22 protein-coding genes are annotated in these 23,879 nt (G+C 62.9%); 11 read left to right on the top strand and 11 right to left on the bottom strand.

What is annotated here, in order from left to right; all coding sequences use genetic code 11:
• Positions 1-40 precede the first annotated feature (40 nt).
• Positions 41-904: an SH3 domain-containing protein gene (locus tag NKH83_RS15865; protein WP_352805651.1), complete on the bottom strand. Its 864-nt coding sequence runs from the start codon at positions 902-904 to the stop codon at positions 41-43.
• Between the two features lie 281 nt (positions 905-1,185).
• Here NKH83_RS15865 and NKH83_RS15860 point away from each other — a divergent pair, with 281 nt between their 5' ends.
• Positions 1,186-3,606 carry a DNA/RNA non-specific endonuclease gene (locus tag NKH83_RS15860; protein WP_352805648.1) on the top strand — a complete coding sequence of 807 codons (2,421 nt, stop codon included), beginning with the start codon at positions 1,186-1,188 and terminating at the stop codon, positions 3,604-3,606.
• Positions 3,607-3,683: 77 nt separating this feature from the next.
• Here the strand turns inward: NKH83_RS15860 and NKH83_RS15855 are convergent, their stop codons facing one another.
• Both NKH83_RS15855 and NKH83_RS15850 read right to left on the bottom strand, forming a co-directional pair.
• Positions 3,684-4,445: a metallophosphoesterase family protein gene (locus NKH83_RS15855; RefSeq protein ID WP_352805644.1), complete on the bottom strand. Its 762-nt coding sequence runs from the start codon at positions 4,443-4,445 to the stop codon at positions 3,684-3,686.
• A gap of 94 nt (positions 4,446-4,539) precedes the next feature.
• On the bottom strand, positions 4,540-4,896 hold the full coding sequence (locus NKH83_RS15850; protein WP_352506754.1) for an ArsR/SmtB family transcription factor: 357 nt from the start codon (positions 4,894-4,896) through the stop codon (positions 4,540-4,542).
• Positions 4,897-5,089: 193 nt separating this feature from the next.
• Here NKH83_RS15850 and NKH83_RS15845 point away from each other — a divergent pair, with 193 nt between their 5' ends.
• Positions 5,090-6,268, top strand: coding sequence for an MFS transporter (locus NKH83_RS15845; protein ID WP_352805641.1), 1,179 nt, complete (start codon positions 5,090-5,092; stop codon positions 6,266-6,268).
• Positions 6,269-6,305: 37 nt separating this feature from the next.
• Here NKH83_RS15845 and NKH83_RS15840 read toward each other — a convergent pair whose 3' ends face one another.
• Positions 6,306-6,764 (bottom strand): MarR family winged helix-turn-helix transcriptional regulator, encoded by a 459-nt coding sequence (locus tag NKH83_RS15840; protein WP_352477816.1) that lies wholly within the window; start codon positions 6,762-6,764, stop codon positions 6,306-6,308.
• Between the two features lie 193 nt (positions 6,765-6,957).
• On the opposite strand from NKH83_RS15840, the gene NKH83_RS15835 reads away from it, so the two are divergent.
• On the top strand, positions 6,958-7,749 hold the full coding sequence (locus NKH83_RS15835) for an SDR family NAD(P)-dependent oxidoreductase (RefSeq protein ID WP_352646456.1): 792 nt from the start codon (positions 6,958-6,960) through the stop codon (positions 7,747-7,749).
• A gap of 18 nt (positions 7,750-7,767) precedes the next feature.
• Here NKH83_RS15835 and NKH83_RS15830 read toward each other — a convergent pair whose 3' ends face one another.
• The gene (locus NKH83_RS15830) at positions 7,768-8,367 is read right to left on the bottom strand and encodes a LysE family translocator (RefSeq protein WP_352805635.1); all 600 of its coding nucleotides are present in this window, start codon (positions 8,365-8,367) and stop codon (positions 7,768-7,770) included.
• 92 nt (positions 8,368-8,459) lie between these two features.
• Between NKH83_RS15830 and NKH83_RS15825 the strand changes: the two genes are divergently transcribed.
• Positions 8,460-9,329: a LysR family transcriptional regulator gene (locus NKH83_RS15825; RefSeq protein WP_352478095.1), complete on the top strand. Its 870-nt coding sequence runs from the start codon at positions 8,460-8,462 to the stop codon at positions 9,327-9,329.
• A gap of 52 nt (positions 9,330-9,381) precedes the next feature.
• Here NKH83_RS15825 and NKH83_RS15820 read toward each other — a convergent pair whose 3' ends face one another.
• Both NKH83_RS15820 and NKH83_RS15815 read right to left on the bottom strand, forming a co-directional pair.
• Positions 9,382-10,035 carry a dihydrofolate reductase family protein gene (locus NKH83_RS15820; RefSeq protein ID WP_352477810.1) on the bottom strand — a complete coding sequence of 218 codons (654 nt, stop codon included), beginning with the start codon at positions 10,033-10,035 and terminating at the stop codon, positions 9,382-9,384.
• A gap of 150 nt (positions 10,036-10,185) precedes the next feature.
• The gene (locus tag NKH83_RS15815; protein ID WP_352477808.1) at positions 10,186-11,553 is read right to left on the bottom strand and encodes an Nramp family divalent metal transporter; all 1,368 of its coding nucleotides are present in this window, start codon (positions 11,551-11,553) and stop codon (positions 10,186-10,188) included.
• Between the two features lie 235 nt (positions 11,554-11,788).
• Between NKH83_RS15815 and mntR the strand changes: the two genes are divergently transcribed.
• The 3 genes from mntR (at position 11,789) to NKH83_RS15800 (ending at position 14,795) form a co-directional block, all read left to right on the top strand.
• The gene (gene mntR / locus NKH83_RS15810; RefSeq protein WP_254820344.1) at positions 11,789-12,244 is read left to right on the top strand and encodes a manganese-binding transcriptional regulator MntR; all 456 of its coding nucleotides are present in this window, start codon (positions 11,789-11,791) and stop codon (positions 12,242-12,244) included.
• Between the two features lie 211 nt (positions 12,245-12,455).
• Positions 12,456-13,376, top strand: a complete 921-nt coding sequence (ypfJ, locus tag NKH83_RS15805) for a KPN_02809 family neutral zinc metallopeptidase (protein WP_352478094.1) — start codon at positions 12,456-12,458, stop codon at positions 13,374-13,376.
• Between the two features lie 150 nt (positions 13,377-13,526).
• Positions 13,527-14,795 carry a TCR/Tet family MFS transporter gene (locus NKH83_RS15800; RefSeq protein WP_352477806.1) on the top strand — a complete coding sequence of 423 codons (1,269 nt, stop codon included), beginning with the start codon at positions 13,527-13,529 and terminating at the stop codon, positions 14,793-14,795.
• A 55-nt stretch (positions 14,796-14,850) separates the two neighbouring features.
• Here NKH83_RS15800 and carA read toward each other — a convergent pair whose 3' ends face one another.
• Positions 14,851-16,059, bottom strand: a complete 1,209-nt coding sequence (gene carA, locus NKH83_RS15795; protein WP_352506809.1) for a glutamine-hydrolyzing carbamoyl-phosphate synthase small subunit — start codon at positions 16,057-16,059, stop codon at positions 14,851-14,853.
• Between the two features lie 327 nt (positions 16,060-16,386).
• On the opposite strand from carA, the gene NKH83_RS15790 reads away from it, so the two are divergent.
• Together NKH83_RS15790 and NKH83_RS15785 are read left to right on the top strand one after the other, a co-directional pair.
• Entirely contained in the window at positions 16,387-16,836 is a 450-nt protein-coding gene (locus tag NKH83_RS15790; protein WP_352477804.1) for a GatB/YqeY domain-containing protein, read from the top strand.
• Positions 16,837-16,892: 56 nt separating this feature from the next.
• Positions 16,893-17,450 (top strand): GNAT family N-acetyltransferase, encoded by a 558-nt coding sequence (locus NKH83_RS15785; RefSeq protein ID WP_352477802.1) that lies wholly within the window; start codon positions 16,893-16,895, stop codon positions 17,448-17,450.
• Between the two features lie 2 nt (positions 17,451-17,452).
• Here the strand turns inward: NKH83_RS15785 and NKH83_RS15780 are convergent, their stop codons facing one another.
• The 3 genes from NKH83_RS15780 to NKH83_RS15770 all read right to left on the bottom strand — a co-directional run bounded on the left by NKH83_RS15780 (position 17,453) and on the right by NKH83_RS15770 (position 20,772).
• Complete coding sequence (locus NKH83_RS15780; RefSeq protein ID WP_352478090.1) at positions 17,453-18,634, bottom strand: MFS transporter; 1,182 nt, start codon at positions 18,632-18,634, stop codon at positions 17,453-17,455.
• A 128-nt stretch (positions 18,635-18,762) separates the two neighbouring features.
• Positions 18,763-18,972: a DUF2061 domain-containing protein gene (locus tag NKH83_RS15775; RefSeq protein WP_023678301.1), complete on the bottom strand. Its 210-nt coding sequence runs from the start codon at positions 18,970-18,972 to the stop codon at positions 18,763-18,765.
• A 135-nt stretch (positions 18,973-19,107) separates the two neighbouring features.
• A complete protein-coding gene (locus NKH83_RS15770) occupies positions 19,108-20,772 on the bottom strand; it encodes a Na/Pi cotransporter family protein (RefSeq protein ID WP_352477800.1) in 1,665 nt (554 codons plus the stop codon).
• A 378-nt stretch (positions 20,773-21,150) separates the two neighbouring features.
• Between NKH83_RS15770 and NKH83_RS15765 the strand changes: the two genes are divergently transcribed.
• A complete protein-coding gene (locus NKH83_RS15765; protein WP_352477798.1) occupies positions 21,151-21,534 on the top strand; it encodes an RcnB family protein in 384 nt (127 codons plus the stop codon).
• Positions 21,535-21,690: 156 nt separating this feature from the next.
• Positions 21,691-23,652: a DNA primase gene (gene dnaG, locus NKH83_RS15760; RefSeq protein WP_352477796.1), complete on the top strand. Its 1,962-nt coding sequence runs from the start codon at positions 21,691-21,693 to the stop codon at positions 23,650-23,652.
• Positions 23,653-23,879: the final 227 nt, after the last annotated feature.

The raw sequence follows: 23,879 nt of genomic DNA, 5'->3' as shown, positions 1-23,879 counted from the left end.
CAGAGGTTCGAGCGGCCTTTAAACATATTGCCCTACTGCCCTACTGCCTCATTCCCCTACCACTATCCCCCAGCGCGAACTGATCCGTAATCTCGAAGCGCTCGGCAACGCCGACGCGGATCATGTTGAGGCTGCCTTCGCGCGTGAAGCGGAATTCGCCCGGCCCATTCGAACCGGCCGGCTTGCCGGCGTAGAAGCTGATGATGCGCGTGCCGCCGTCGGGCCAGGTCACGGTCACGTCGGTTTTGTCGCCGGTGCGCGCGACGCCTGCCTTGCAGTTGGTCATCGGCTGGCCGAGATAGCGCGCGCAAGGAATGACGTTGCCGGCACCTGGGAATGGTGTCCCCGGCGGCTGTAGCCGTGCAACGGTCTGTGCGTCGGGCGGAGGCGCCGCATTGGTCGCGCCGAATTTCTGGACGGGATCCACTGCCGCGGGCGCCGATCCATCAACCTGTCCAGTCGAGGGATTGCCAGCGGCCAGGGCCAGGCGGTAAGCGTCCTCGATAGCCACCCTGCCGATTGCGTCAGCGGAGTTCAGCGACGTTTCGGGAGCAGTTGCGCCGAGGCGCGTTGTCAGATCGGGCAGCGGTTGAGAGGCAGGGCTCTCCGCATTGGCCGCCGCCTGGGGTGTCACTTGCCGGGGATTGATGGGGTCGAGGTAGCGTGCGGGTGCCCATCCGCTCAGCTTCGGGTCGTCAATGTCTTCGACCTTGCACCACTTGTAGCCGCTGACCTCGCCACAGCCGAGATTTTTCACGCTCGATCCACTCGGCAACCGCGCCTCGATCTTGCCCATGGCCGACGCCGTGGCGCGCACGTTCAGAAGGTCATCGGGAGCGAGACCCGTCACAATCGAGATGATGGGCTCCGGCTCCTGGCCGTTGGCCGGCAGCTCCGCCAGCATCAGCGGAGCGGCCACCACCGCAAGCAGCGTCGTCGGGAGTGTTACTGTGCGCCTAATCATCTGCCATGGGCGGTAGGTTCAATTGCCGAAGGCGCGGCCAGGCACGAAAGCGCCGCCGCACGCCAGCCGGTTTTTATAGGCGACGAGGCGGCGCTGTGTAAGCCCGAAAAGGCGCCGCGTGTTGAATCGCGACCAGGCCGCTTCCGTAAACTAACAGCCGGCAAAATATTGCACATTTCATGTAAATATGCACTCTCTCAAGTAAGGTTGAGGAGGGCAATATGGTCGACCTTGAAATATTCGCGCAAGTGGAGAACATAGTTCGCCAGCGTATCAAGAAAACGCGCGCTGAAATTGAGGCTTCACTTGGTCACATCGCCAACGGCAATCCGCTGGCCGCCGAACAGACCCTCTCCAGGCGCCTCGACAGGTTGCAGGTAAAGGCGTCGCTCAGCCGCACCGAAGCGGAGATGATATCGGCAGCAATCGACATGAGATCTGCCGGGGAAAGAAAGGCCGCCGCCAAACAGCCAGGACCGGAGGCAGTTCTCGGCCCAACGCTTGATTTCATCGGGGTCGCATTTCTGGAGCGTGGGCGCCGTGCTGCCGACGCGGTCGGGCGCGTTGCCGTTCTCAACGGCAATCCGCAAGGATCGGGTTTTCTGGTCGGGCCAAGGCTGTTCCTCACAAACAACCATGTGATTTCGTCGCCGGCGGATTCCCGGCGCTTCCAGGTCCAGTTCGATTATGAGCAGGACGGTGCAAATGCCGTGCGCACGCCGACGACGTTCCTGTTCGATCCTGAATCCTGTTTCGTGACCGATAGCATAGAAGGTCTGGACTATACGCTAATCGGGGTCGGCGAGCGGCGTTCCGGCCCAAAGGAACTGGGGGAGTTCGGTTTTATCTCGCTGTCGGACGCGCGCGACAAGCATATGCTCGGCGAGATCGCCAACATCGTCCAGCATCCCGAGGGCCGCTTCAAGGAACTGGTGCTGCGTGAAAACCGGCTGGTGGCCCGCGACGAAACGGTTCAAGTGCTGCACTATGTTGCCGATACCGAACAAGGTTCGTCCGGTTCACCGGTCTTCAATAATGAATGGGAGCCTATTGCCCTGCACCATTGGGCCGGCCCGTTCCACGAGGTGACGGGCATAGCTGGCTATGCGCTTGCGCGCGAGATCAACGAAGGCATACGGATCAGCGCCATCGTTGACGATCTGGGCGCTAGAAAGTCCAGGTTGCCGGGCTCATCGGCATCGGCGGTTTCGGAAGCTCTGGCGATTTGGTCCGGCACGCCGCGCATGATGGATGAGACAGTTCGGCTGAACGCCGACATTCGCGGAGACGTGCCGGACAAGCCGGTGCAGCGGCCTGAACCGGATCGCGGCCCGCCGGCGACGAGACATAATGCCGATGGCTCGGTCACGTGGACTTTTCCCGTCGAGATAAATGTCCGGGCGCCGTTGATCGACGGCGACAGAGGCGATGCGAGACGAAACGACGGAGCAAGCGAACCCGCCAAGGTCGTGGCCATCGCCGAGGCCGCGGGTTGGAAAACAGAGGACTTCGACGATCGTGGAGGGTATGAGCCCGGCTTCATACCGGGCTTTGTCCTGCCAATGCCGACGGTTGCCAATTCACCCTACCGGTTGGCCAAGAACCTTCTTGCCAAACCGGGCGAGGACCCACACGAATTGCGCTACCATCATTTTTCGATCTTGATGAACGCCGATCGCAGGCTTGCCTTCGTCACCGCTTGCAATATCGATGGATCCCGTACCAAGGCGGTCAATCGTGAGGACAAGACGGTCATCGACAACCCGTCGCTTGTCGACTTGGGGGTGGAGTCGATTTCCGGTTCGGAAGCCAGCGATGCTTTCCGGCCCGATCGCCGCATCGACCTTGGCGAGCAGATGACCCAGGAGTTCTATTCGAGCCAGAATGTGCCCGGATTTCCCGTCGCAAAATCCAAGGAACGAATCGCTCGAATGTTCCAGAAGGGCCATATTACACTTCGCGGCGACCCCGCATGGGGCGTCGATCAGGAGGCGGTCGCGGCAGAACGCGACACGTTCTTTTATACCAATGCTGCGCCGCAAGTCGGCTTCTTCAATCAGGGAAGCTCGCTTGACCATCCCGGCTCCAAGGGGAAGCTGAGATGGCGCGCGGTAGAAACCTATGTGCTGCGCAACGCCTATACGACGCGAGGCCGGGTCTCGGTGTTTGCCGGGCCAGTGTTCCGCGAGGACGATCCTCCCTACCGCTTCGACAGCCATGTTCCGCTGAAGTTCTGGAAGATCGCGCTGTGGTCCGATCAAGCTGGCCTGCGCGCCATCGCGCTGCTGGCCGACCAGAAGCCGGTTTTGGAAGTGATGCCCGAAGCGTTCGGCGAGCGTGCCGAGGCATTCGACGACCCGCTTGAAATTGCCAGGGTATCGGAGTTTCTTTCGACGGTGGCCGAGATCGAACAGCTGACCGGTCTGAACTTTGGCCAGCAGGTGCGCGACGCCGACATTCGGGCCGGTTCCGAATCGGCTCCAGCACAGACTTTCAACCCAAGGCATCTAACGCCCAGTACGTCACGGCCAAAGGCTTCATCGCCCAAGACTTCGGCGCCCAAGGCTTCGACGTCCAAGACCTCGGCGGCCAGCGCCCGACGTCCTGCCAGGCGATCGAAGCGATCCGCGTCCGACGACTGAAGATTGCGGCTTCTGCCGGTCGAAGGCGGTCATCCGTTCAGCTAGGCATGAGCAAGCTCAGCCTGGCATGAGCAAGCTCAGCCTGGAATGAGCAAGCCCGGCATGAAGCCGGTGCGCAGCGCGTGAGCCCATTCGGGCCGTCCCGCCTGCTCGGCCTGATACGCCGCCGCCTCATGGTCATAGGCGACGGCGATGGATTCGAAACGATCGGGGTGCAAGTCGACGATGCCATAGCGGGCGTGTGGCGAGCCTTGCTCCGAGACATGCGCCGGTGGGGTCGAATCGTCATAGGCCGGGCAGCCGATGCTGCCCGGATTGAAAATGACCGGACCGCCGGGAATGCGGATCAGCTCGCTGCGGTGGCTGTGGCCGCAAAGCATGATGCGGCAGGCGGGATCGACCGCGCCGAGCCGCTGCTCGATTGCGGCCAGCGGCGCGCGCACCAGCCGGCCCTCGACGATCGCGTCAGTCAGGTATTTTTCGTCGTGGTCGGGCCGGGCATGGAAGGCGATCACGCCGGGCGCCACCTCAAGCGTGACGGGCAGCGCGAACAGCGCCTCGCGTTGGCCTGCCGTCAGCCGTTCCTGCGCGTAGCGGTCGGACGGCCACATGGTCTCGTCGGCAGTGTCGCGGGCAACGCGGCGGTCGTGATTGCCGCGTACCGTCGGCAGGTCGAGCGCCTCGAGCCGCTCCATGGTCTCGCGCGGCCACAGCGGGCCGGAAACGCAATCGCCGAGATTGACGATGAGGTCGGCGCCGCCGCGCTGCCGCAGATCGTCGAGCACGGCGTCGAGCGCCAGGACGTTGCCGTGGATGTCGGCGAGGACGGCAATGCGCATGGCAGGCTCCGTTAATTGGAATGGCTGGACGGCAGGTGAAGCTACTTTGCTCGTCTCGCGAAGCGGGCGAGAGCGGAACCCAGCTTCGCGCCGGTCAGGCGCGGACTTCGATCTCGTGGCCGCCGACCGCCGGTAACGATGCGTCGTCGCCGGCCGCGGCAATAACGCTGTCGAGCAAGCCCGGGAAGCGGCGGTCGAGATCGTCACGGCGCAGCGTGATCAATCGGCTGGTGCCAACCGCCTCGGTGCGGGTGACGCCGGCCTCACGCAGCTTGGCCAAATGGTAACTCAGATTGGTTTTCGAGGCGAAGTCGAGGAACCGGCTGCAATTCAGCGGCACGCCCTCTTTGCTGGCGAGATAGCGCACGATGGCCAGTCGCGTCGGGTCGCCGAGCACAGCAAGCACGTTCGGCAGGCTGATCTGGTCGGCGGTGGGATGGGGCAAGGTCATGCCCAGGAATTAAGCACATTTGGAGCCGATTTCAACGCATCTCCTCTCGTGGCCAATGGACACATAGTTTCGTCCCGTCGCCCCGTCCTGACACCGGGCTGTCAGGATGGTTCGGCTATTTTGCAGCGGCTTTATTGACATCATGCCCTGTTATGTCCAATTGTTCAATAACCTTTGAACTAAGGAAATTGCCATGGATAAGCGCCTCATCTGGCTTGCGCTCGGATCGTTCACGATTTCGACCGAAGGTTTCGTCATCTCCAGCCTTTTGCCCGATATTGCAAAGGATGCCGCCATCTCCGTTCCGCTCGCCGGCACGCTGATCACCGCGTTTGCGCTCGCCTATGCGATCGGCACGCCGATCCTGGCAACGCTGACCGGCGAATGGGACCGTCGCCGCGTCATCCTGTGGACGCTGGTGTTCTTCGTGTTGGGCAACGTCGCCGCGGCGCTAAGCTTCTCCTTCGAATTGCTGTTGATCGCGCGCATCGTCATGGCGCTGTCGTCAGGCCTGTTTGCGGCGACCGCACAGGGAACGGCCGTTGCGCTTGTCGACGATCATCACCGCGCCCGCGCCATTGCCGTGGTCGTCGGCGGCACTACGGTTGCGGTAGCGGTCGGAGCACCGCTCGGCGCGCTCGTTGCGACGGTTGCCGGCTGGCGCGGCACCTTCTTTGCCATTGCCGGCCTTGGTGCGCTCGCCGGCGCGATCCTGTGGTACCGGCTGCCGCGCGGCATCGTCGGCACAAGGCTGCCGCTCCGCATGCGGCTGGCAGCGGCACTTCGCCCCGGCGTCATGCCTATCCTGGTGACGACCATCCTGGCCCTGATCGGCGCCTTCACCGTCTTTGCCTTTGTCGCGCCGCTCGCGATCGAAGGCGGCGGACTGAACCCGATCGCGCTTCCCGGAATGCTGCTCGCTTTCGGCGTTGGCGCGGTCATCGGCAATATCGGCGGCGGTCAGGCCGCCGACCGTTTCGGCGCGACACGCACCGTCTGCTGGTCGCTGGCGCTGAGTGCCGCCATGCTGGTCACGTTTTCGCTGATCCCGATGTTCCTGCCGCGCGAGATCGCCGGGCCGGCATTGATGGCCATGATGGTGCCGTGGGGCATCGTCGGCTGGGCATTCCCGCCGGCGCAGGCGAGCCGCATCATCAAGCTGGCGCCCGATGCCGCGCCCATCGTGCTGTCGCTGAACGCTTCGGCACTTTATCTCGGCGTCGCACTGGGTGCCGTGGTCGGCGCCGCGGTGCTGCGCTATGGCGCACCGGCCGACCTCGGCGTGGTCGCGGCGGCATTCCCGATCATCGGTCTGGGCGTAGTGCTGGCGGGCCACCTGGCGGCGCGACCGGTGGCGATGCCGGCCGAATAGGGCTGTTAGCGGAGCTTGGCTGCCGGCCGCCGATAATTCAACTCGCGGCCGGCGGTACGTCGAAATCAAGCGCGGCGATTTCGTCCAGCGCCGCTCGCAGGCTTGCCGCCTGTTCTTTTCCAAACATCTCCTCGAAGCGCTGCTGAGCGACTTGCCACAGCTTCAGAGCTTCTTCGAGCTTGATCCGGCCCTGCGATGTCAGCCTGACGCGCCTGATGCGGCGGTCGGCAGGGTCGGCGAAGGTCTCGATGTAACCATCCCTGATCAGCGGCTTCAGCGTATGACCGAGGGCCGACAGGTCCATGACGAGAGCCGCGGCAATGGCACCCATCGTCGGTTCGTCGCCGATGTGGATCTGGTAGAGCAGGCCCTGCTGCGTGGCCTTCAGACCCGATGGGGCCAGCACATCGTCATAGAACTGGCCCAGTTTCCGCGTCGCGCGGCGCAGCATGGCGTTGTTGCAAAGCGCCAGGCCGGGCAGGGTGGTTTGGGACATTGGCGGATTTCCAATGAGGGACCGGAAGGCCCTCGATGCAAACCAGAAATAGTCCTTGCTCCCCGGATTGACAAGATGGTGGCATATGCCTACGTTCCAATAGTGGCATATGCCAATAATTCGTGTGCCAGTCGAAGCAGGGATGTTGCCCTGCGGCACCGGCATTTGGAATCGAACCAGAAGGAACAAGACAATGAGCAATCAGGATAAGGGTACAGCGGTCGTCACCGGCGCCTCGTCCGGCATCGGTGCGATCTATGCCGACCGGCTCGCCGGCCAAGGTTACGATCTGGTGCTGGTGGCGCGGCGCGCCGATCGGTTGGAGGAATTGGCGGAGAGGCTCCGCTTCGCGTATGGCATAAAGGTCAGCGTCATCGGCGCCGACTTGTCCGACGACGGCGATCTGCGACGGGTCGAGCAGGCGATATCAACCGACGACAGCGTGACGCTGCTGGTCAACAATGCCGGCCTTGGCGGCGCGCAGGTGGTGGCAACGGCTGAAGCCGATGTCGCCGAGCGCATGATCAAGGTCAATGTCGTGGCGCTGACTCGGCTGACGCGCGCGGTGCTGCCGGGGCTGCTGTCGCGCAACCGCGGCGCCATCGTCAACATCGCCTCGGTCCTTGCCTTCGATACCTCGTTCGGCGGCATCTACAGCGGCACCAAAGCCTACGTCGTCAACTTCACCGAGGCCTTGCAGCGGGAAGTCGCCGGCACGAAGGTCGCCGTGCAGGTGGTCTTGCCGGGGGCCACGCGGACAGAATTCTGGGAAGTTGCGGGAAGCGATATTGCCAATGTGCCGCAAGAGATCGTGATGACGGCCGACGATCTGGTCGATGCAGCGCTGGTTGGCCTGGCAAAGGGTGAAGCGTTCACGGCACCGGGTCTTGCCGATGTTGCCGGGGTGGATGCCTTTCTTGGCGTTCGGCAAGGCTTCTTCGGCAGTCTTCTGGCCGGCAAGCCGGCGGCGCGTTACACTGCCTGACATAGCTAAAGACTAACCTTACGCTGTCCGCCACATCGGAATGATCGAGGCGGCCAGCAGCAGGCCAAGCACGGCGTTGAGCATGCGCCACTGCCGCTCGGTTCGCAGCAACCGGGCGAGCAGCGTGCCCGCCACGCACCATGCCGCCAGGGATAGAGCCGCTGCAAGGCCGAAGACGGCGCCGAGCAGCAAGGCGAGCTGCAGCGGCCCTTTGGCAAGCGCGGCAAAAGATGCCGCCGCTCCCAGCCCCATGGCCCAGCCCTTTGGGTTCATCCATTGCAGGCCGGCGCCGCCCAAAAAGCTGTTCGGCTTTGCCATGGCCACGTCCAGATTGGGCGGACCGCTGCGGCCGATCTTGAGGGCAAGCCATACCAGATAGAGGGTACCGGCCATTTTCATCGCCAGTTGCAGCGAAGGAGCGGCGGCCAGCAGACCAGCGAGCCCGGCAGCACCTGCCGCAGCCACTGTGGCCAGGCCGGCCGCACTTCCGGCCATCAGCGGGATAGAGCGGCGAAACCCGAACGGCGCGCCGGACGCCGTCGACAGCGTCGTGGCCATACCGGGCGTTGAGGTAGAGACCAGCGCGAACAGGACGAGGGGAAGGACGGTTTCAAACATGCTGCTTCCTTTGAAGCCCGCACGGTAGGCTGTTTGGCTCATCAGTAAATGCAATGTTTGCTATGACATGCATTAGCAAATATAATGGCTTGATGCTCCGCAACCTCGACACCGCCCTGATCCGAACCTTTGTCACCGTTGCCGACAGGGCCAGCATGACGGCGGCCGCCAACGCGCTGCATTTGACGCAAGGTGCCGTCAGCCAGCAGGTCAAGCGTTTGGAAGAGGTTCTCGGCTGCAGGCTGTTCGAGCGCGATCGGAGCGGATTGCGGCTGACCCGCTCCGGCGAGCGGCTGTTCGGCAAGGGCAAGCGCCTGCTTTCCCTCAATGACGAGATCCTGGCGGAGATGGCGGGCGATGCAGTTGCCGGTCAGGTGCGGCTTGGCGTGCCGTACGACCTTGTCGGCACCTTGCTTGCACCGGTGCTCAAGGCCTATGCCGAGGCGTATCCGCAGGTCGAGATCTCGCTTGTCTGCGCCTCGTCGCCGGAGCTGGCTGCGGCCTTGGCGGCCGGCACGATAGAGCTCGCGGTGATCGAGGAGCCGGTCGGTCGGTCGGCCGGCGAATGCCTTGTTGTCGACCGGCTGGTCTGGGTCGGCGCCAAAGGCGGCGGCGCCCGCAGCAAACGCCCCTTGCCGGTTTCGATGGTCGCCGAGACCTGCGCGTTCCGTCCGGTTGTACTGGAGGCGCTTAACGAGCACGGGCTGGCATGGCGCACCGTATTCGAAAACGGCAGCATCGACGCGACGACGGCGACAGTGCGTTCGGACTTGGCCGTCACCACCTGGTTGGCGTCGACCGTACCTGCGGACCTCGATATTTTGGCCAACGATCCGGATTTGCCGTCATTGCCGAATTTTGCAATCAATCTGCATTTGCCGAAGCACAGCGTTGCGCCTGCCGTACTGGCATTCGCGGGCCACCTCCGCGATGGATTGGCACGGCGACGAGAGGCGGCTTAAAACAGCAAAAAGGACGGCCAGTGTTCAGCCGTCCTTGATCGCCCTGCGGCATCTACTTCCAGTTCTTGCGCCGCTCGATCTCGGCTTCGGAAGGCTGTTCCGGGGCAAAGGACCCGGTCTTGATCTCGCCGGAGCGCTCATAGCTCGCCATGAGGACGCCGGTGGTCGATGCCTGCGAACGGGTTAGCTTGAAGGCGGCAGGCATCGCGCCGCTGCCGAACAGTTTTTTGCCCTTGCCCAGCACCAGCGGGAAAATCAGCAGGCTGATCTCGTCGATCAGGTCATTGGCGAGCAAGGTCTGGATCAGCTCGCTCGATCCCTGAATGAGCAGGTCGGGGCCGTCCTCCTGCTTCATCCGGCGCAACGTCGCCACGACATCGCTGCCGAGCGGCTGGCTGTTTTGCCAGGACAGCGTATCTGGCCTGTGCGTCGCCACATATTTGGTGACGGCGTTGAAGCTGTCGGCGATCGGGTCATTCTTCTGGTAGGGCCAATGGGCGGCGAAGATGTCGTAGGTCTTGCGGCCGAGAAGCAGCGCGAACGGTTTTGAAAACGTCTCGCCCATGGCGGCGCCCATCACATCGTCCCAGTAGTGGAACGTCCAGCCGCCGAATTTGAAGCCGCCGACAGGGTCCTCTTGCGGGCCGCCGGGCGCCTGCATGACGCCGTCGAGGCTGACGAATGTTGCGGCGATGATCTTCCTCATTGGAGCTCCCTTTCCCTGATCCGTGCCGTGATGGCCGGACTTCGAGCCAAGGACGGGCAGACAGACATTTGTCCGACAGCGGCCGGCAAATTTCCAGGGCTGGAAGGACGGATGATTGCCGACGTTGTTGGGTCAGTTTGGAGCAGACGCTCAGCCTAAACCGACGACCGTATCGTAGAGCAGCTTGAAGTTGAGCACCAGGATGAGGGCGGCAACCACCCAGGCCAGCACGGCGACGGCGCGGGAAATGGCGAAATTGCCCATTTTGCGCTTGTCCGAGACGAACTGCACCAGCGGGACGACCGCGAAGGGAAGCTGCATCGACAGGATCACCTGGCTGAAGACCAGCAACTGGCCGGTGCCCTTCTCGCCATAGAGCGCGGTGACGACCACCACCGGGATGATGGCGATGCCGCGCGTCAGCAGGCGGCGCGCCCATTGCGGGATGCGCAGCCGCAAGAAGCCTTCCATCACGATCTGGCCGGCCAGCGTCGCGGTGACCGTCGAGTTCAGGCCGGAGGCAAGCAGCGCCACCGCAAACAGGATGGAAGCGATGCCGAGGCCAAGCAGCGGCGACAGAAGCTCGAAGGCCTGGCCGATCTCGGCAACGTCGTGATGACCGGTGCCGTGGAACGCCACCGCCGACACGATCAGGATGGAAGCATTGACGAACAGCGCCAGTATCAGCGCGATGGTCGAGTCGGTCGTCGCCCATTTGATGGCGTCGCGCTTGCCGCGATCGGTGCGCTCGTAGGCGCGGGTCTGCACGATCGAGGAGTGCAGATAGAGATTGTGCGGCATCACCGTGGCGCCGATGATGCCGATGGCAATGTAAAGCATCGCCGGATTGGTGACGATCTCGGACGACGGTACGAACATGGCGTGCAGGATGGAGCCGACCGGCGGCGCGGCGGCAAAGATCTGAATGGCGAAGCAGCCGAAGATGACAATCAAAAGTGCTATGATGAAGGCCTCGAGGAAACGGAAGCCCTTGTTCATCAGCAGCAGCAGCAGGAAGGCATCGAGCGCGGTGATAATGGCGCCGCCGATCAGCGGAATCCCGAACAGCAGTTGCAAGGCGATTGCCGTGCCAATGACCTCGGCCAGGTCGCAGGCGATGATGGCCAGTTCGCAAGCGACCCACAGCATGAAATTGACCGGTCGCGGATAATAGGCGCGGCACGCCTGCGCAAGGTCGCGGCCGGTGGCGATGCCGAGCCGGGCGGCGAGCGCCTGCAGCAGGATCGCCATCAGGTTCGACAACATGATGATGAAAAGCAGCGTGTAGCCGAATTGGGCTCCGCCGGCGAGGTCGGTCGCCCAATTGCCCGGATCCATATAGCCGACCGAAACCATGTAGCCCGGCCCCATGAAGGCGAACAGCCGGCGAAGCCAGATCCCCGAGTGCGGCACCGCGATCGTTGCGTTGACTTCGCGCAGGCTGAGCTGCTCGTCGTCCTCCGGGCGGGCAAATCGCCACATGGACCGGGGGGCTGAGGTGGCTTCGGCTTCCGACATGAAATGGCTTTCCACTGGAACGATCGATGTTCTCTCCTTATCTATGCCACGGCTGAACATTATGCAATATGCTATATTTCATTGTCGGAGCTTTTTCGTGTAGCCGCTTGGCCGTGCGGCCGGACCGCAGTGACCGCCGGTTGCGCCGGCCACCGAATGGAAATAAACGGCCAGAACAAATAGGGTTCCGTGTTATGACTGCAATGTCGATTCAAACTGCCGGGAGGAGCGCGTATTGGCGCTGAAGAAAAGACCGGTTCCTCGCGAAAAGCCGCTGCCTGATGCAGAAATCCACTCGGAAGGCTTCAGGCAGACGCGTGAAGCGCGCCGCAGCGCGCTGGTCGAGGATTATGTCGAGCTCATCGCCGACCTGATCGAGGATGGCAACGAGGCGCGCCAGGTCGATATCGCGGCACGGCTCGGCGTCGCTCAGCCGACGGTGGCGAAAATGCTGACGCGGCTGTGCGCCGACGGGCTGGTCTCCCGGAAGCCTTATCGCGGCGTGTTCCTGACCGAGGCCGGCCGCAAGGTTGCGGAAGAGAGCCGCATTCGCCACCAGACGGTCGAGGCCTTCCTGCGCTCGCTCGGCGTCAGTGCCGAGACGGCGCGCATCGACGCCGAAGGCATCGAGCATCATGTCAGCGCCGAGACGCTCGAAGCCTTTCGCAAGGCAATAATCGCCGCCCGCTGAAAAGCACGTGGCGCGACTCGCTTCCCACGAGCAGGGCGAACGCCACAGACCCTGCGATGTTTCGGCCAGAGCAAACAAGCGTCAGCAAGCATTGCTTGTTCGCACGAAAAATACTGTGACTTGGCGTAACCGTTGAGATAATTGTGGTCGTGTCCGATCGAACCGGGACACGGCCCGATCGGCCGGAAGAAATTGCGTCATGGGGGTTGCCATGCTCTGGAAGGGCCGTCGTCAGAGTGACAATGTCGAGGACGAGCGCGGCCAGAGCGGCGGGTTTGGCGGTGGGCCGGGGCAGTTTCGCATCCCGATCGGCGGTCGCGCCGGCGGCGGCGGCATGTCGGGCATCATTATCGTAGGGTTGATTTTCCTGGCAGGGTGGTATTTCGGCTTCGACCCGAGCCAGATCCTCGATGACAGCGGCTTGCAGCCCGGTGGCGGCGGCCAGATCACCGACAATAGCGGCGGCCAGGGCGGCGGCACCGGTGCGCCCGCGTCCGACGAAATGAAGCAGTTCGTGTCGACCGTGCTGGCCGAGACCGAGGATACCTGGACCGGTATTTTCCAGTCCGAGGGCCTGACCTATCAGGATCCAAAGCTGGTCCTGTTCAGCGGCCGGATCGGCTCTGCTTGCGGTTCTGCCTCATCGGCGGCCGGACCATTCTACTGTCCCAATGATCGCAAGGTCTATCTCGACACCACCTTCTTCCAGCAGCTCGATCAGCAGTTCGGTGCCTCCGGCGATTTCGCACAGGCCTATGTGATCGCGCATGAGGTCGGCCACCACGTGCAGAACCTCGTCGGCATCCTGCCCAAATTCAACCAGATGCGGCAGAATATGAGCGAAGCCGACGCCAACCACATGTCGGTGCAGGTCGAGCTGCAGGCCGACTGCTTTGCCGGCATCTGGGCGCATTTCACCGGTCAGAAGGGCATCTTGGAACAGGGCGACATGGCGGAGGCACTGAACGCCGCCAAACAGATCGGCGACGACACGCTGCAGAAGAAGATGCAGGGCTACGTCGTGCCGGAAAGCTTCAACCACGGCACGTCGCAGCAGCGGCAGACCTGGCTGGCGCGAGGTTTCCAGAACGGCAAGCTTTCGGACTGCGACACGTTCAACAACCCGATCTGAGCCGACGGTTTTCTCGTAATCCGAGAGACTGGACCGCAGTCAGGGGATGTCAGGATGAAAGCACTCTGCCCGTTCCCTCATTGTTCCCAGCGATGTGCTCGCCTATAAGGTGTGTTCCCGTTCGCTCGGGCGGCCCGAGGAGATACCATCATGATAGACCGAAAAACCGCCAGGCGGGGCCTTGCGCTTGTTTTCACCACCCTGCTGCTCGACGTCATCGGCTTCGGCATCATTATGCCGGTGCTGCCGGCCTATCTCAGGGAATTGACCGGCGTCGGCATCAGCGAGGCGGCTATCGAGGGCGGCTGGCTGTTCTTCGTCTATGCGGCGATGCAGTTCGTTTTCGCACCGGTGATGGGTGGGTTGAGCGACCGGTTCGGGCGGCGGCCTATCCTGCTCGCCTCGGTGCTGACGTTCGCTATCGACAATCTGATCTGCGCAATCGCCTGGTCCTATCCGATGCTGTTCATCGGCCGCGTGCTGGCCGGCATTTCCGGCGCCAGTTATTCCACGACATCGGCATTCATCGCCGATATCTCGACCGACGAAAATCGTGCGAAGAATTTTGGGCTGCTCGGCATTGCTTTCGGTGTCGGCTTCGTCATCGGGCCGGTTCTGGGCGGGTTGCTCGGCACGTTCGGGCCGCGTGTGCCGTTCTATTTCGCTGCCGGGCTTGCCTTCGCAAACTTTCTGATCGCGCTGTTTCTGTTGCCGGAAACACTTGATAACAAGCACCGTCGCCGCTTCGAGTGGAAACGCGCCAACCCGGTCGGCACGCTCGTCCAGATGCGCAACTACGAAGGTATCGGCTGGATCGGACTTGTCTTCTTTCTGATGACGCTGGGGCACATGATGTATCCTGCGGTCTGGTCGTTCGTCTCCAGTTATCGCTATGGCTGGAGCGAACAACAGATCGGCTTCTCGCTCGGCGCTTTCGGCCTGTGCGGGGCGATCGTCATGGCGACTGTCCTGCCGCGCGTGATCCCCAAGCTTGGCGAGTGGAAGACGGCGGTAATCGGTCTGGCATTTACCGCACTCAGCGCCTTCGGCTACGCCTTCGCGTCACAAGGCTGGATGATCTATGCAGTGATCGTCGTCGGGTGTCTCGAGGCGTTGGCCGACCCGCCGCTCAGAAGCCTTGCGGCCGCCAAGGTGCCACCTTCCGCCCAGGGCGAACTCCAGGGCGCAATGACCTCGATCTTCTCGATCACCTCGATCATCACACCGCTGCTTTATACGGCGATCTTTTCCTGGTTCACGGGGCCGAACGCGCCCGTAGCTTTCGGCGGTGCCCCGTATCTGCTCGGCGCGATTTTCCTCACGCTGGCGCTCGTCGTCTTCGTCACCAGGGTGGCCAAGCCGACGCCGAAGGAAGTCAAACGCATGCACGCGCAGGAAGCGGTGACGGACGGGGCTTGATCGGCGCCGGGAGCCCGGCCGGCGCCGTCAGTCAAATCCGTTTTTACGCAATGCGCTAAACACGCTCGGCCAGTGCCGGCTCGCCGCGCTTTTCGCGGATCAGGTTGACGAAGCGGCGAAACAGATAGTGCGAATCCTGCGGCCCGGGCGAGGCTTCGGGATGATGCTGGACCGAGAAGACCGGTCTGCCGGTGAGCGCAATGCCGCAATTCGAACCGTCGAACAGCGAGACATGGGTTTCCTCGACGCCGCTCGGCAACGAGTCGGCGTCGACGGCAAAGCCATGGTTCATCGAGACGATCTCGACCTTGCCGGTGGTGTGGTCCTTGACCGGATGATTTGCGCCGTGGTGGCCCTGATGCATTTTTGCAGTCTTGCCGCCCAGCGCCAGCGCCAGCATCTGGTGGCCGAGGCAGATGCCGAAGAGTGGGATATCGGTCTTCAAAAGATCCTGAATGACCGGCACGGCGTAGTCGCCGGTTGCTTCCGGATCGCCAGGGCCGTTGGATAGAAAAATGCCGTCGGGCCGCATCGCCAGGATCTCCTCGGCGCCGGTTTTTGCCGGCACCACGGTGACCTTGGCGCCGAGGCCGGCCAGCAGGCGCAATATGTTGCGCTTGACCCCGTAGTCGATGGCAACGACGTGCATCGACGGATCAGCCTGTTCGCCAAAGCCCTCGTTCCAGACCCAGGGCGTCTCGCGCCAGACCGAGGATTGACCGGAGGTGACTTCCTTGGCCAGATCAAGCCCGATAAGCCCCGACCATGCGGCGGCGCGGCGCTTGAGATCATCGACGTCGAAGATACCGTCGGGCGCGTGCGCGATGACGGCATTTGGCATGCCCTTTTCGCGGATCAACGCGGTCAGCGCCCGCGTGTCGATGCCTGAAAGTGCGACGATGCCGCGCTTCTTCAGCCACTGGTCGAGACCGGTTCCGGCGCGATAATTCGACGGGTTGGTGACGTCGGCCTTGAACACGGCGCCGACGGCACCGGCGCGGGCCAGCGGGTTGAGGTCCTCGATATCTTCGTCGTTTGTGCCGATATTGCCGATATGCGGAAAGGTGAAAGTGACGATCTGGCCGGCATAGGATGGGTCGGTGAGGATCTCCTGATAGCCGGTCAGCGCAGTGTTGAAGCAGACTTCGGCGACGGCGGAGCCGGCGGCGCCCAGACCGCGACCCTCGATGACGGTGCCGTCGGCCAGCACCAGCAGAGCAGTCGGCTTGTCGGTGGCCCAAGGGGGGGGCGATGCGGCGGTCATCGTTGCCACGGCGGCACTCCTAAAGGTGCGCCCTCAGTCGGCGCAACAAAAAGCGCGAAGCGGCGATCTCACAGCCTCGGCGCGCTAAGTTTTCACTTGTGCATGTCGTTGCCCCAAAACAGCTACGCACTTTTGGGCGACGTGCACTAGAATTCAGTTCATGCAAGGCCCAGTACATAGGGGAAGGCGCCAAGGCGGTCAATGATGCCAGGAAGTGCGAGCCCGGATTTATTTCGTCGAACAATATCAGGGATTTGCCGGTAGTGTCGCATTTGCGTTGGGCTTTCGGCACGGCTATTGTCCGCCGCATTCGAAGGAGAAAGCACTATGCGAGGCAAAATCGCCGAATCCCTGAAGAGCGCGATGAAGGCGCAGGACAAGCGCCGGCTGCCGACATTGCGGCTGATCCAGGCGGCCATTCACGACCGCGACATCGCCAATCGCGGCGCCGGCAAGGAGCCGGCCAGCGACGACGAGATCCTGCAGATCCTGGCCAAGATGGTGAAGCAGCGCGAGGAATCGGCCAAGGCGTTCGATGACGGCAAGCGGCCGGAGCTTGCGGCGCAGGAGCGCGACGAGATGGCCATCATCCGCGACTTCCTGCCGACGCAACTGGGCCAGGTTGAGACGGAAAGCGCCGTCCGTTCCGCGATTGCCGAGACCGGCGCCAGCGGCGTCAAGGACATGGGCAAGGTGATGGCGGCGCTCAAGGAGAGATACGCCGGTCAGATGGATTTCTCCAAGGCGAGCGGCATCGTCAAGAGTCTGCTTCAGTAAGCTGCCGAAGGCCCTTGCCGTCGCGCCCGCAATCCGGCAGCCAAAAGCTCGCGCCCGTGATCGAACTCGTCAAACCGGCGCTTGAACACCTGCCGTCCTACAAGGCGGCTCTCGAGCGCGGCTGGTCGCCGGACAACGTGCGGCTGCTCGACGCGACGCGCGAGCAGCTTGCGGCTATCGAAAAGGATCCAGCGACTTTCCTTGGCGATCTCGACGATTCCGATGGCAAGGGACCGCCGATCACCTTGCCCGACGGTTCGACGGTGCCGCGGCTGCCCGGATTCCGGCGCTGGATCTGGGACGGGGAAGTCGCAGGCTCAATCGGCTTGCGCTGGCAGCACGGCACCGCGGCGCTGCCGTCGCATGTGCTCGGCCACGTCGGCTATGCGGTGGTGCCGTGGAAACGGGGACGCGGCTATGCGACCGAGGCGCTGCGGCTGATGCTGGTGGAGGCGAGGGCTGTTGGCCTGCCCTTCGTCGAAATCACCTGCAAGCCTCACAATGTGCCCTCGCAGAAGGTCGCTCTGGCCAATGGCGGCCGGCTCGTCGGGCGTTTCTTCGAGGACGCCGCCTATGGCGGCGCGGAAAGCCTGCGCTACCGGATCGATCTGTAGCCCTATTCGGCGGCAGCCGGCAGCGGCGGCGCAGCCCGGCTTCGCCATTCCCAGACATGCGAGGCAAGCGCAACCGCGACCGCGATCAGCATGGCGACCGCGCCAACCACCGGCAGGCTGCGATAGCCATAGCCGGCATTGAGCATGGCCGCGCCGAGCGATGCGGCGAGCGCGATGCCGACATTGAAGCCCGACGGAATGAGCGACGAGGCAAGATTGGAGGCGTCCGCGGTCCAGGTCAGTATGCGGGTCTGGATCGGCGTGCCGATAGCGAAGTTGAGGCCGCCCCAGACGAAGATCGCTATCACCATCGGCAGTGGGTAAGAACTGACGGCATGGATCAAGGCGAGCATCACCGCCTGCAGGAAAAGCATGGCGATGAGCGACGGCATCAGCTTCCAGTCGGCGAGCCGCCCGCCGACGAAGACGCCGATCGTTGCGCCGACCCCGTTGAGCAAGAGCACCCATGGTATCCATTTCTCGTCGAGGCCTGTGACCTCAAGCAGCGTAGGCGTGATGTAGGTGAACAGGCCGAACTGGCCGATCATCAGCATCAGCATGATAATGAGCGAGGTCCAGACCTGCTGGCGTGCGAGCACGCGGACCTCGCTTCCAAGGCTCACTGACGGGCTCGACGATCCCGTCTTGCGCGGCAGCAGGGCGCCGATTGCCGCGAAGGCCACCACACCGAGCGCGCACATCACCCAGAATGTCGCACGCCATCCCCAGATGTTGCCGATTGCCGTGCCGGCCGGAACGCCGATGACGTTCGATACGGTGAGGCCGGACAGGATCAGCGCCACCGCCATGCCGCGCTGATCTTCGCGCACGAGGCCGACGGCCACCACCATGGCAACGCCGAAATAGGCGCCATGCGCCACGGCCACCGCTATCCGCAACAGCAGCATCGAGGCGAAGTCGGGCGCCAGCGCGCAGGCGGCCTGGCCGATGGTGAAGGCTGCAGTCAGTCCAAGCAGCAGGGCCTTGCGGGAGAACCTTTTGGTGGCGAGCGCCAGCAGCGGGCCGCCGACTGCAATGCCGCCGGCATAGCCGGAAACGAGATAGCCGGCGGTCGGAATCGCGACGCCAAGGCCATCCGCCACCTGCGGCAGCACGCCGGCGATGACGAATTCGGTGGTGCCGAAGGCGAAGGCAGCTATGAACAGGGCAACGAGGGGCAGCATGGCGCGAAGGAGATCCTCGGACAAGCTGGCCTCAAACCACGGATGAGGGCAGCGGGCAATCCAGAAATTGTCGACGCCGCTTTAGCTTTTCTTGATCGCCGGTCTGGCGCCCGCCGCGGAGGCAAGAGCTAGGCGGCTGCCTTCCTCCCGTAAGGAATTTTCAGCCACGCCCGTTCGTGAAGATAATAGAGCAGCGACTTGGTGACGACCTCGGTCAGGCCGATGGCCGCGGCGAGCTTGATGCTTCCGGTCACGACGAGCGAGATGATCATCGTGTCGATGGTGCCGGTGACGCGCCAGGAAAGCGCCTTGGCGAAACTGCGAGAATGGGTGTCCATCGACTTTCCTCCCGGTAGATATGGGACGATCCTTTAGCCGACAGACGGGAAAACGCGCAAAGATAATTTTTGCGCATTAGCCCACAGCAATTTTCATAGGCGATGTTCTTAAGCTACCTGGCCTGTGGACGCAATCTATCCAGCCTTCAGCCGCGAACCGGTGAGCAGACCGCGCTCCTCAAGCACGGGATAGGCCATCGAGGCGAGCAGCGAGTTGATCTGCTTGAGGTCCCGAATGGTGTCGAGATGGATGGAACTGGTCTCGACACTCTTGGCGGTGCCGTCGCGCAGCCGCACGAAATGGCTCTGGCTGGTTTCCTTCTCGCGGTCGCGCAGCCGGTCCTTTTCCAGCACCAACTGGCGAGCGGTCTCCGGATCGCGAGATACCAGCACGTTGAAGGCAAGCCTGGCATTGGCAAGCACCGAGGCATGGAAGGCGCAAAGCTCACGCCATCCTTCCGGCGTAAACTCCAGCCCGCGCTCGAATTTCTTCTTCACGTGGACCAGCATGTTGCGCACAATGATGTCGCCGACCTGCTCCAGCTTGACGCAGGCGCCGATCAGCTCCTGGCAACGCAGGGCCTCGTCCTCGCTCAGCGGGTTCTTGGTGACCCTGGCCAGATAGAGCTTGATTGCCGCGTGCTTTCTGTCGACACGGTCGTCGAGTGCGGCCAGCGCGCCAATCTTGTCGGCATCGGCGCTCTCATAGAGCTCGATGATCCGTTTCAGCATGATCTCGACCGTTTCGCAGACCCGCACCACCTCGCGGGTGGCGTTGGCTAATGCCTGGCTCGGCACGTCGAGCGCACTTTCGTTGAGCGCGGAAAGCTCAACGACGTCGAGCGCGTTGGCGGGCTGCGGCTTGGTGCCCAGCGCCACGATCTTTTCCGAGGCGCGATAGACCAGGCGCGCCAGCGGCACGCCGGCGATCAGGATCAAGATGTTGAAGGCGATGTGGGCATTGACGATCTGCTCGGGCACGGTGCTGCCCAAGAAAGCGACTGGCGGCTTGAACGTCAGGAACAGGATCAGCATGATCAGCGAACCCATGCCGCGCATCAGGAGATTCCCGATCGGCACGATGCGAACGCCGGGCTCTGCGTTGCGGGTTAGAAGCGGCGCGATGATCGAAGAGCCGAGATTGACGCCGAGCACCAGCACGATGCCGAGTTCGGGCGGGATGAAACCGCGGCCGGCGAGCGTCACCATCAGCAGCACCGCGGCAATCGAGGAATGGAACAGCCAGGTGACCAACGCTGCCAGAAGATAGGCGGTGACCGGATCGCCGGAGAAGTAATTGACGATGAGGGGCATCAGCGTGCTCTGGCGCAGCGGCTCCGACGCCTGGCCGATCATCTCCAGCGACAAAAGCAGCAGGCCGATGCCGACCAGGATGCGGCCGAACTGGCGCCAGTCGCGCCGCTCGGTGGCCATGAACATGACGGTGCCGGCGACCAGGCAGACCGGCACCAGCAGCGACAGATCAAAGGTAAGCAGCTTGACCACCAGCGCCGAGCCGATCTCGGCACCGCGCACCGCAAGCTGGCCCGACATGCCGCTGACAATACCGGAGCCGGCGAATGAGCCGACCAGCAAGGTGACGGCGGTCGAGCTTTGCAGTGCGACAGCCAGGCCGCAGCCGGCCAGAACCGCCATGAAGGGATTGCGCATGGTAGCGCGCAGTTTGTGGCGCAGCACGTCGCCATAGGCGCGCTCGACGCCGGTCTTCACCAAACGGGTGGCAAACAGCATCAGTGCCACCGCACCGGCAAGGTGCAGCAAAACGACGGAGCCACTCATGCCAGGCCCCGCAACGCCACAGGCGCCGGCGACGCGGGCGCGGTGAAGTCGAAGGGGCAAACGCGGGCGCGAATCGTGGACATTGCAGAGGTTGATACTACTCCGATTTATTTTAGCCGAATAATAAATTTTGCCCGGTTCGGACGCGTGTTGGCACGCGACGGGGCGTGTCGGAAATGGATGGCTGACAAAATGGTTGCATAGCCTGCGAGGTTGCGGAGGGTCATGCGTCCATTCTCGGGCGGTCGCTTTAAAGGTATCGCTGAATTAGTCGTGCTAAATATAAGAAATCATTACGAAAACGTAATCTATGCATTCAGTCTCGGTTCATCCTTCCGGCTCTATTCCGGAGGCATCGACAACCAAGGACTACCCGCCATGAAACGTATCGTTCTTTCCGCCATTGCCTTCTCGATGCTGGCTGCAACCGCCTTGCAGGGCCAGGCTGCACCACTGAACACACCAAACGCGCCGCAGTCGAACTACAACCAGGTCGACTGGCAGAAGCCCGGCAGGCATGTGAACAAGCATGTCGACGTGACCAAGCGCGTCATAGTGAAGAAGAAGATCGTCGTGAGACGCAGCCATTGGCGCAACGGCCAGAGATATTCGAGCTGGAAGCGTCACCAGCCGATCCGCCACTATCGCCACTATGGCCTGCGCCGTCCGGGTCCCGGTCAGGAATGGATCCGGGTCGGTAACGACTATCTGCTGGTCAGCGTTCTCTCCGGCCTGATCTTCGGTGCCATCGCCGCGCAGTGAGCGCGGAACGGCTGACCGGCGCTGCGCCGGTTTAGATCAAGAAGGCGGTCCGCGGGCCGCCTTCTCTTTTTGACCTGTGAAAACCGGGTATGGTCGCCATTACGAGTCGTCGGGCTTCGCCCGTGTGATTATATGAAGGCCAAACGAGCTGTCCCCATGCGCTTTCCGCCTGCTTTCCTCGACGAGATACGCGACCGCGTACCGATTTCTTCGGTGATCGGCCAGCGCGTCGCGTGGGACAGGAAGAAGACCAACGCGCCGCGTGGCGATTATTGGGCGTGCTGTCCGTTCCATGGCGAGAAGAGCCCGTCCTTCCATTGCGAGGACAAGAAGGGCCGTTATCACTGTTTCGGCTGCTCGGTTTCGGGCGACCATTTCAAGTTTTTGACCGAACTCGATGGGATAAGCTTTCCCGAGGCCGTCGAGAAGATCGCCGACATGGCCGGCGTGCCGATGCCGGTTCGCGATGCCGATGAGGAACGGCGCGAAAAGGAACGCGCCAGCCTGACCGATGTCATGGAGATGGCGACGGTGTTCTTCCAGGAACGGCTGCAGGGACCGGAAGGGGCAAAGGCCCGCGCCTACCTGCGCGACCGGGGGCTGACACCGGCGACGCAGCAGTCTTTCCGCCTCGGCTATGCCCCCGACAGCCGCAACGCGCTGAAGGAGCACCTTGCCGCCAAGGGTGTCCCCAAGGCCGACATCGAGGCGTGCGGGCTGGTGCGACATGGCGACGACGTGCCGGTTTCCTATGATTGGTTTCGCGACCGCATCATGTTCCCGATCCCGGATTCCAGGGGCAAGATCATCGCCTTCGGCGGGCGGGCACTGGCGCCGGATGCGCTGGCCAAATACATGAACTCGCCCGATACGGAGCTCTTCCACAAGGGCAACGTGCTCTACAATTTCGCCCGTGCGCGCCAAGCGCTCGGAAAGGGAGCGCTGGCCAAGGGCGGCACGGTCATTGCCGTAGAGGGCTACATGGATGTGATCGCGCTGGCGCAGGCCGGCTTCGAGAACGTGGTGGCGCCGCTCGGCACCGCATTGACTGAAAACCAGCTCGAACTTCTGTGGCGCATGGCCGGCGAGCCGGTGCTGTGCTTCGACGGCGACCAGGCCGGGCTGAAGGCAGCATGGCGCGCCGCCGACATGGCGCTGCCGGCGGTCCAGGCGGGCCGCTCCGTGCGCTTCGCCCTGCTGCCGGAGGGCAAGGATCCCGACGATCTGGTCAAGGGTGACGGACCGGATGCGTTCCGCGCCGTGCTTTCCGAGGCGCGGCCGCTGGCCGACCTCTTGTGGATGCGCGAGACCGCCGGCGGCATCTTCGATACGCCGGAACGGCGGGCGGAGCTCGAAAAGACGCTGCGCGAACTGACCAGCCGCATCCGCGACGAGAGCCTTCGCTATCACTACCAACAGGAAATGCGCGAGCGCGTGCAGAGCTTCTTCGGTGCCCAGCGCGGACGCCGGGGACGTCAGGACGGACGGCCCGGTGAGCGCTTCCCGGGCAGGGTCTCAGCACCCGGCGGACAGTTTGCACGTGGCGGCGGTGCCGGTGGGCGCACCGCGATCACCGAAAGCCTCGGCCGCTCGGCGCTGGTCAAACGCGGCGGCGAGGGCATGTCGGTGCGCGAGGCGACGATCATTACGGCCCTCGTCAACCATCCCGTGCTGATCGACGAGAATTTCGCCCATGTCGAGTTCCTCGATCTCGCCAATTCCGATCTGAAGCGGCTGCACGCGGCCATCCTCGACGCCATGGCGCACGATATGGCCAACAACCGCGAGGCTGTAATCGCGACGATCGAGCGGGCCGGCTGTGGTGAGATCTGGCAGCGCGCGGTGGCGCTGATCAAACGTGCGCGGCAATGGCCGGCGCTGGAAACGGCAGCACTCGACGATGCTCGTGATGCGTTCAGCCAAGCTCTCCACTTGCAGCGCAGCGCGCGCACCTTACATAAGGAGCTGAAGCAGGCGGAAGCAGCGCTCGCCAGCGATCCCACGGACGAAAATTACCGGCACCTGGTCGAAATCCAGGCGCAATTTCGTGATGTGCAGGCAACGGAAGCGCTGATCGAAGGGTTTGGCGTATCGTCGGGCAGAGCTGGGCGCGTTTAGATCGAAGCCTCCAGAAGACTGAAATGTAAGGACGTGCTTGCGCGTTGGAATCAAGCGTGCGGTGCTCTAAGTCGGGTAATTGATTCGCTTTTTTCATGCGAATCATGCGAGAGGCGCTTGACCTTCCGGCAGAATGGCGGAATCAGGTCGATTCGAAACGTTAACCCGCCCCGGCATCGACGGGAATGCAGCGATGTAAGGTACTGATCACTGGACAGGCAGTCTGC

This window comes from Mesorhizobium sp. M0909 (assembly GCF_040319515.1).
Lineage (GTDB): Bacteria > Pseudomonadota > Alphaproteobacteria > Rhizobiales > Rhizobiaceae > Mesorhizobium.
Note: the sequence above shows the minus strand (reverse complement) of the source record. Positions and strands in the feature narration are given on the sequence as shown.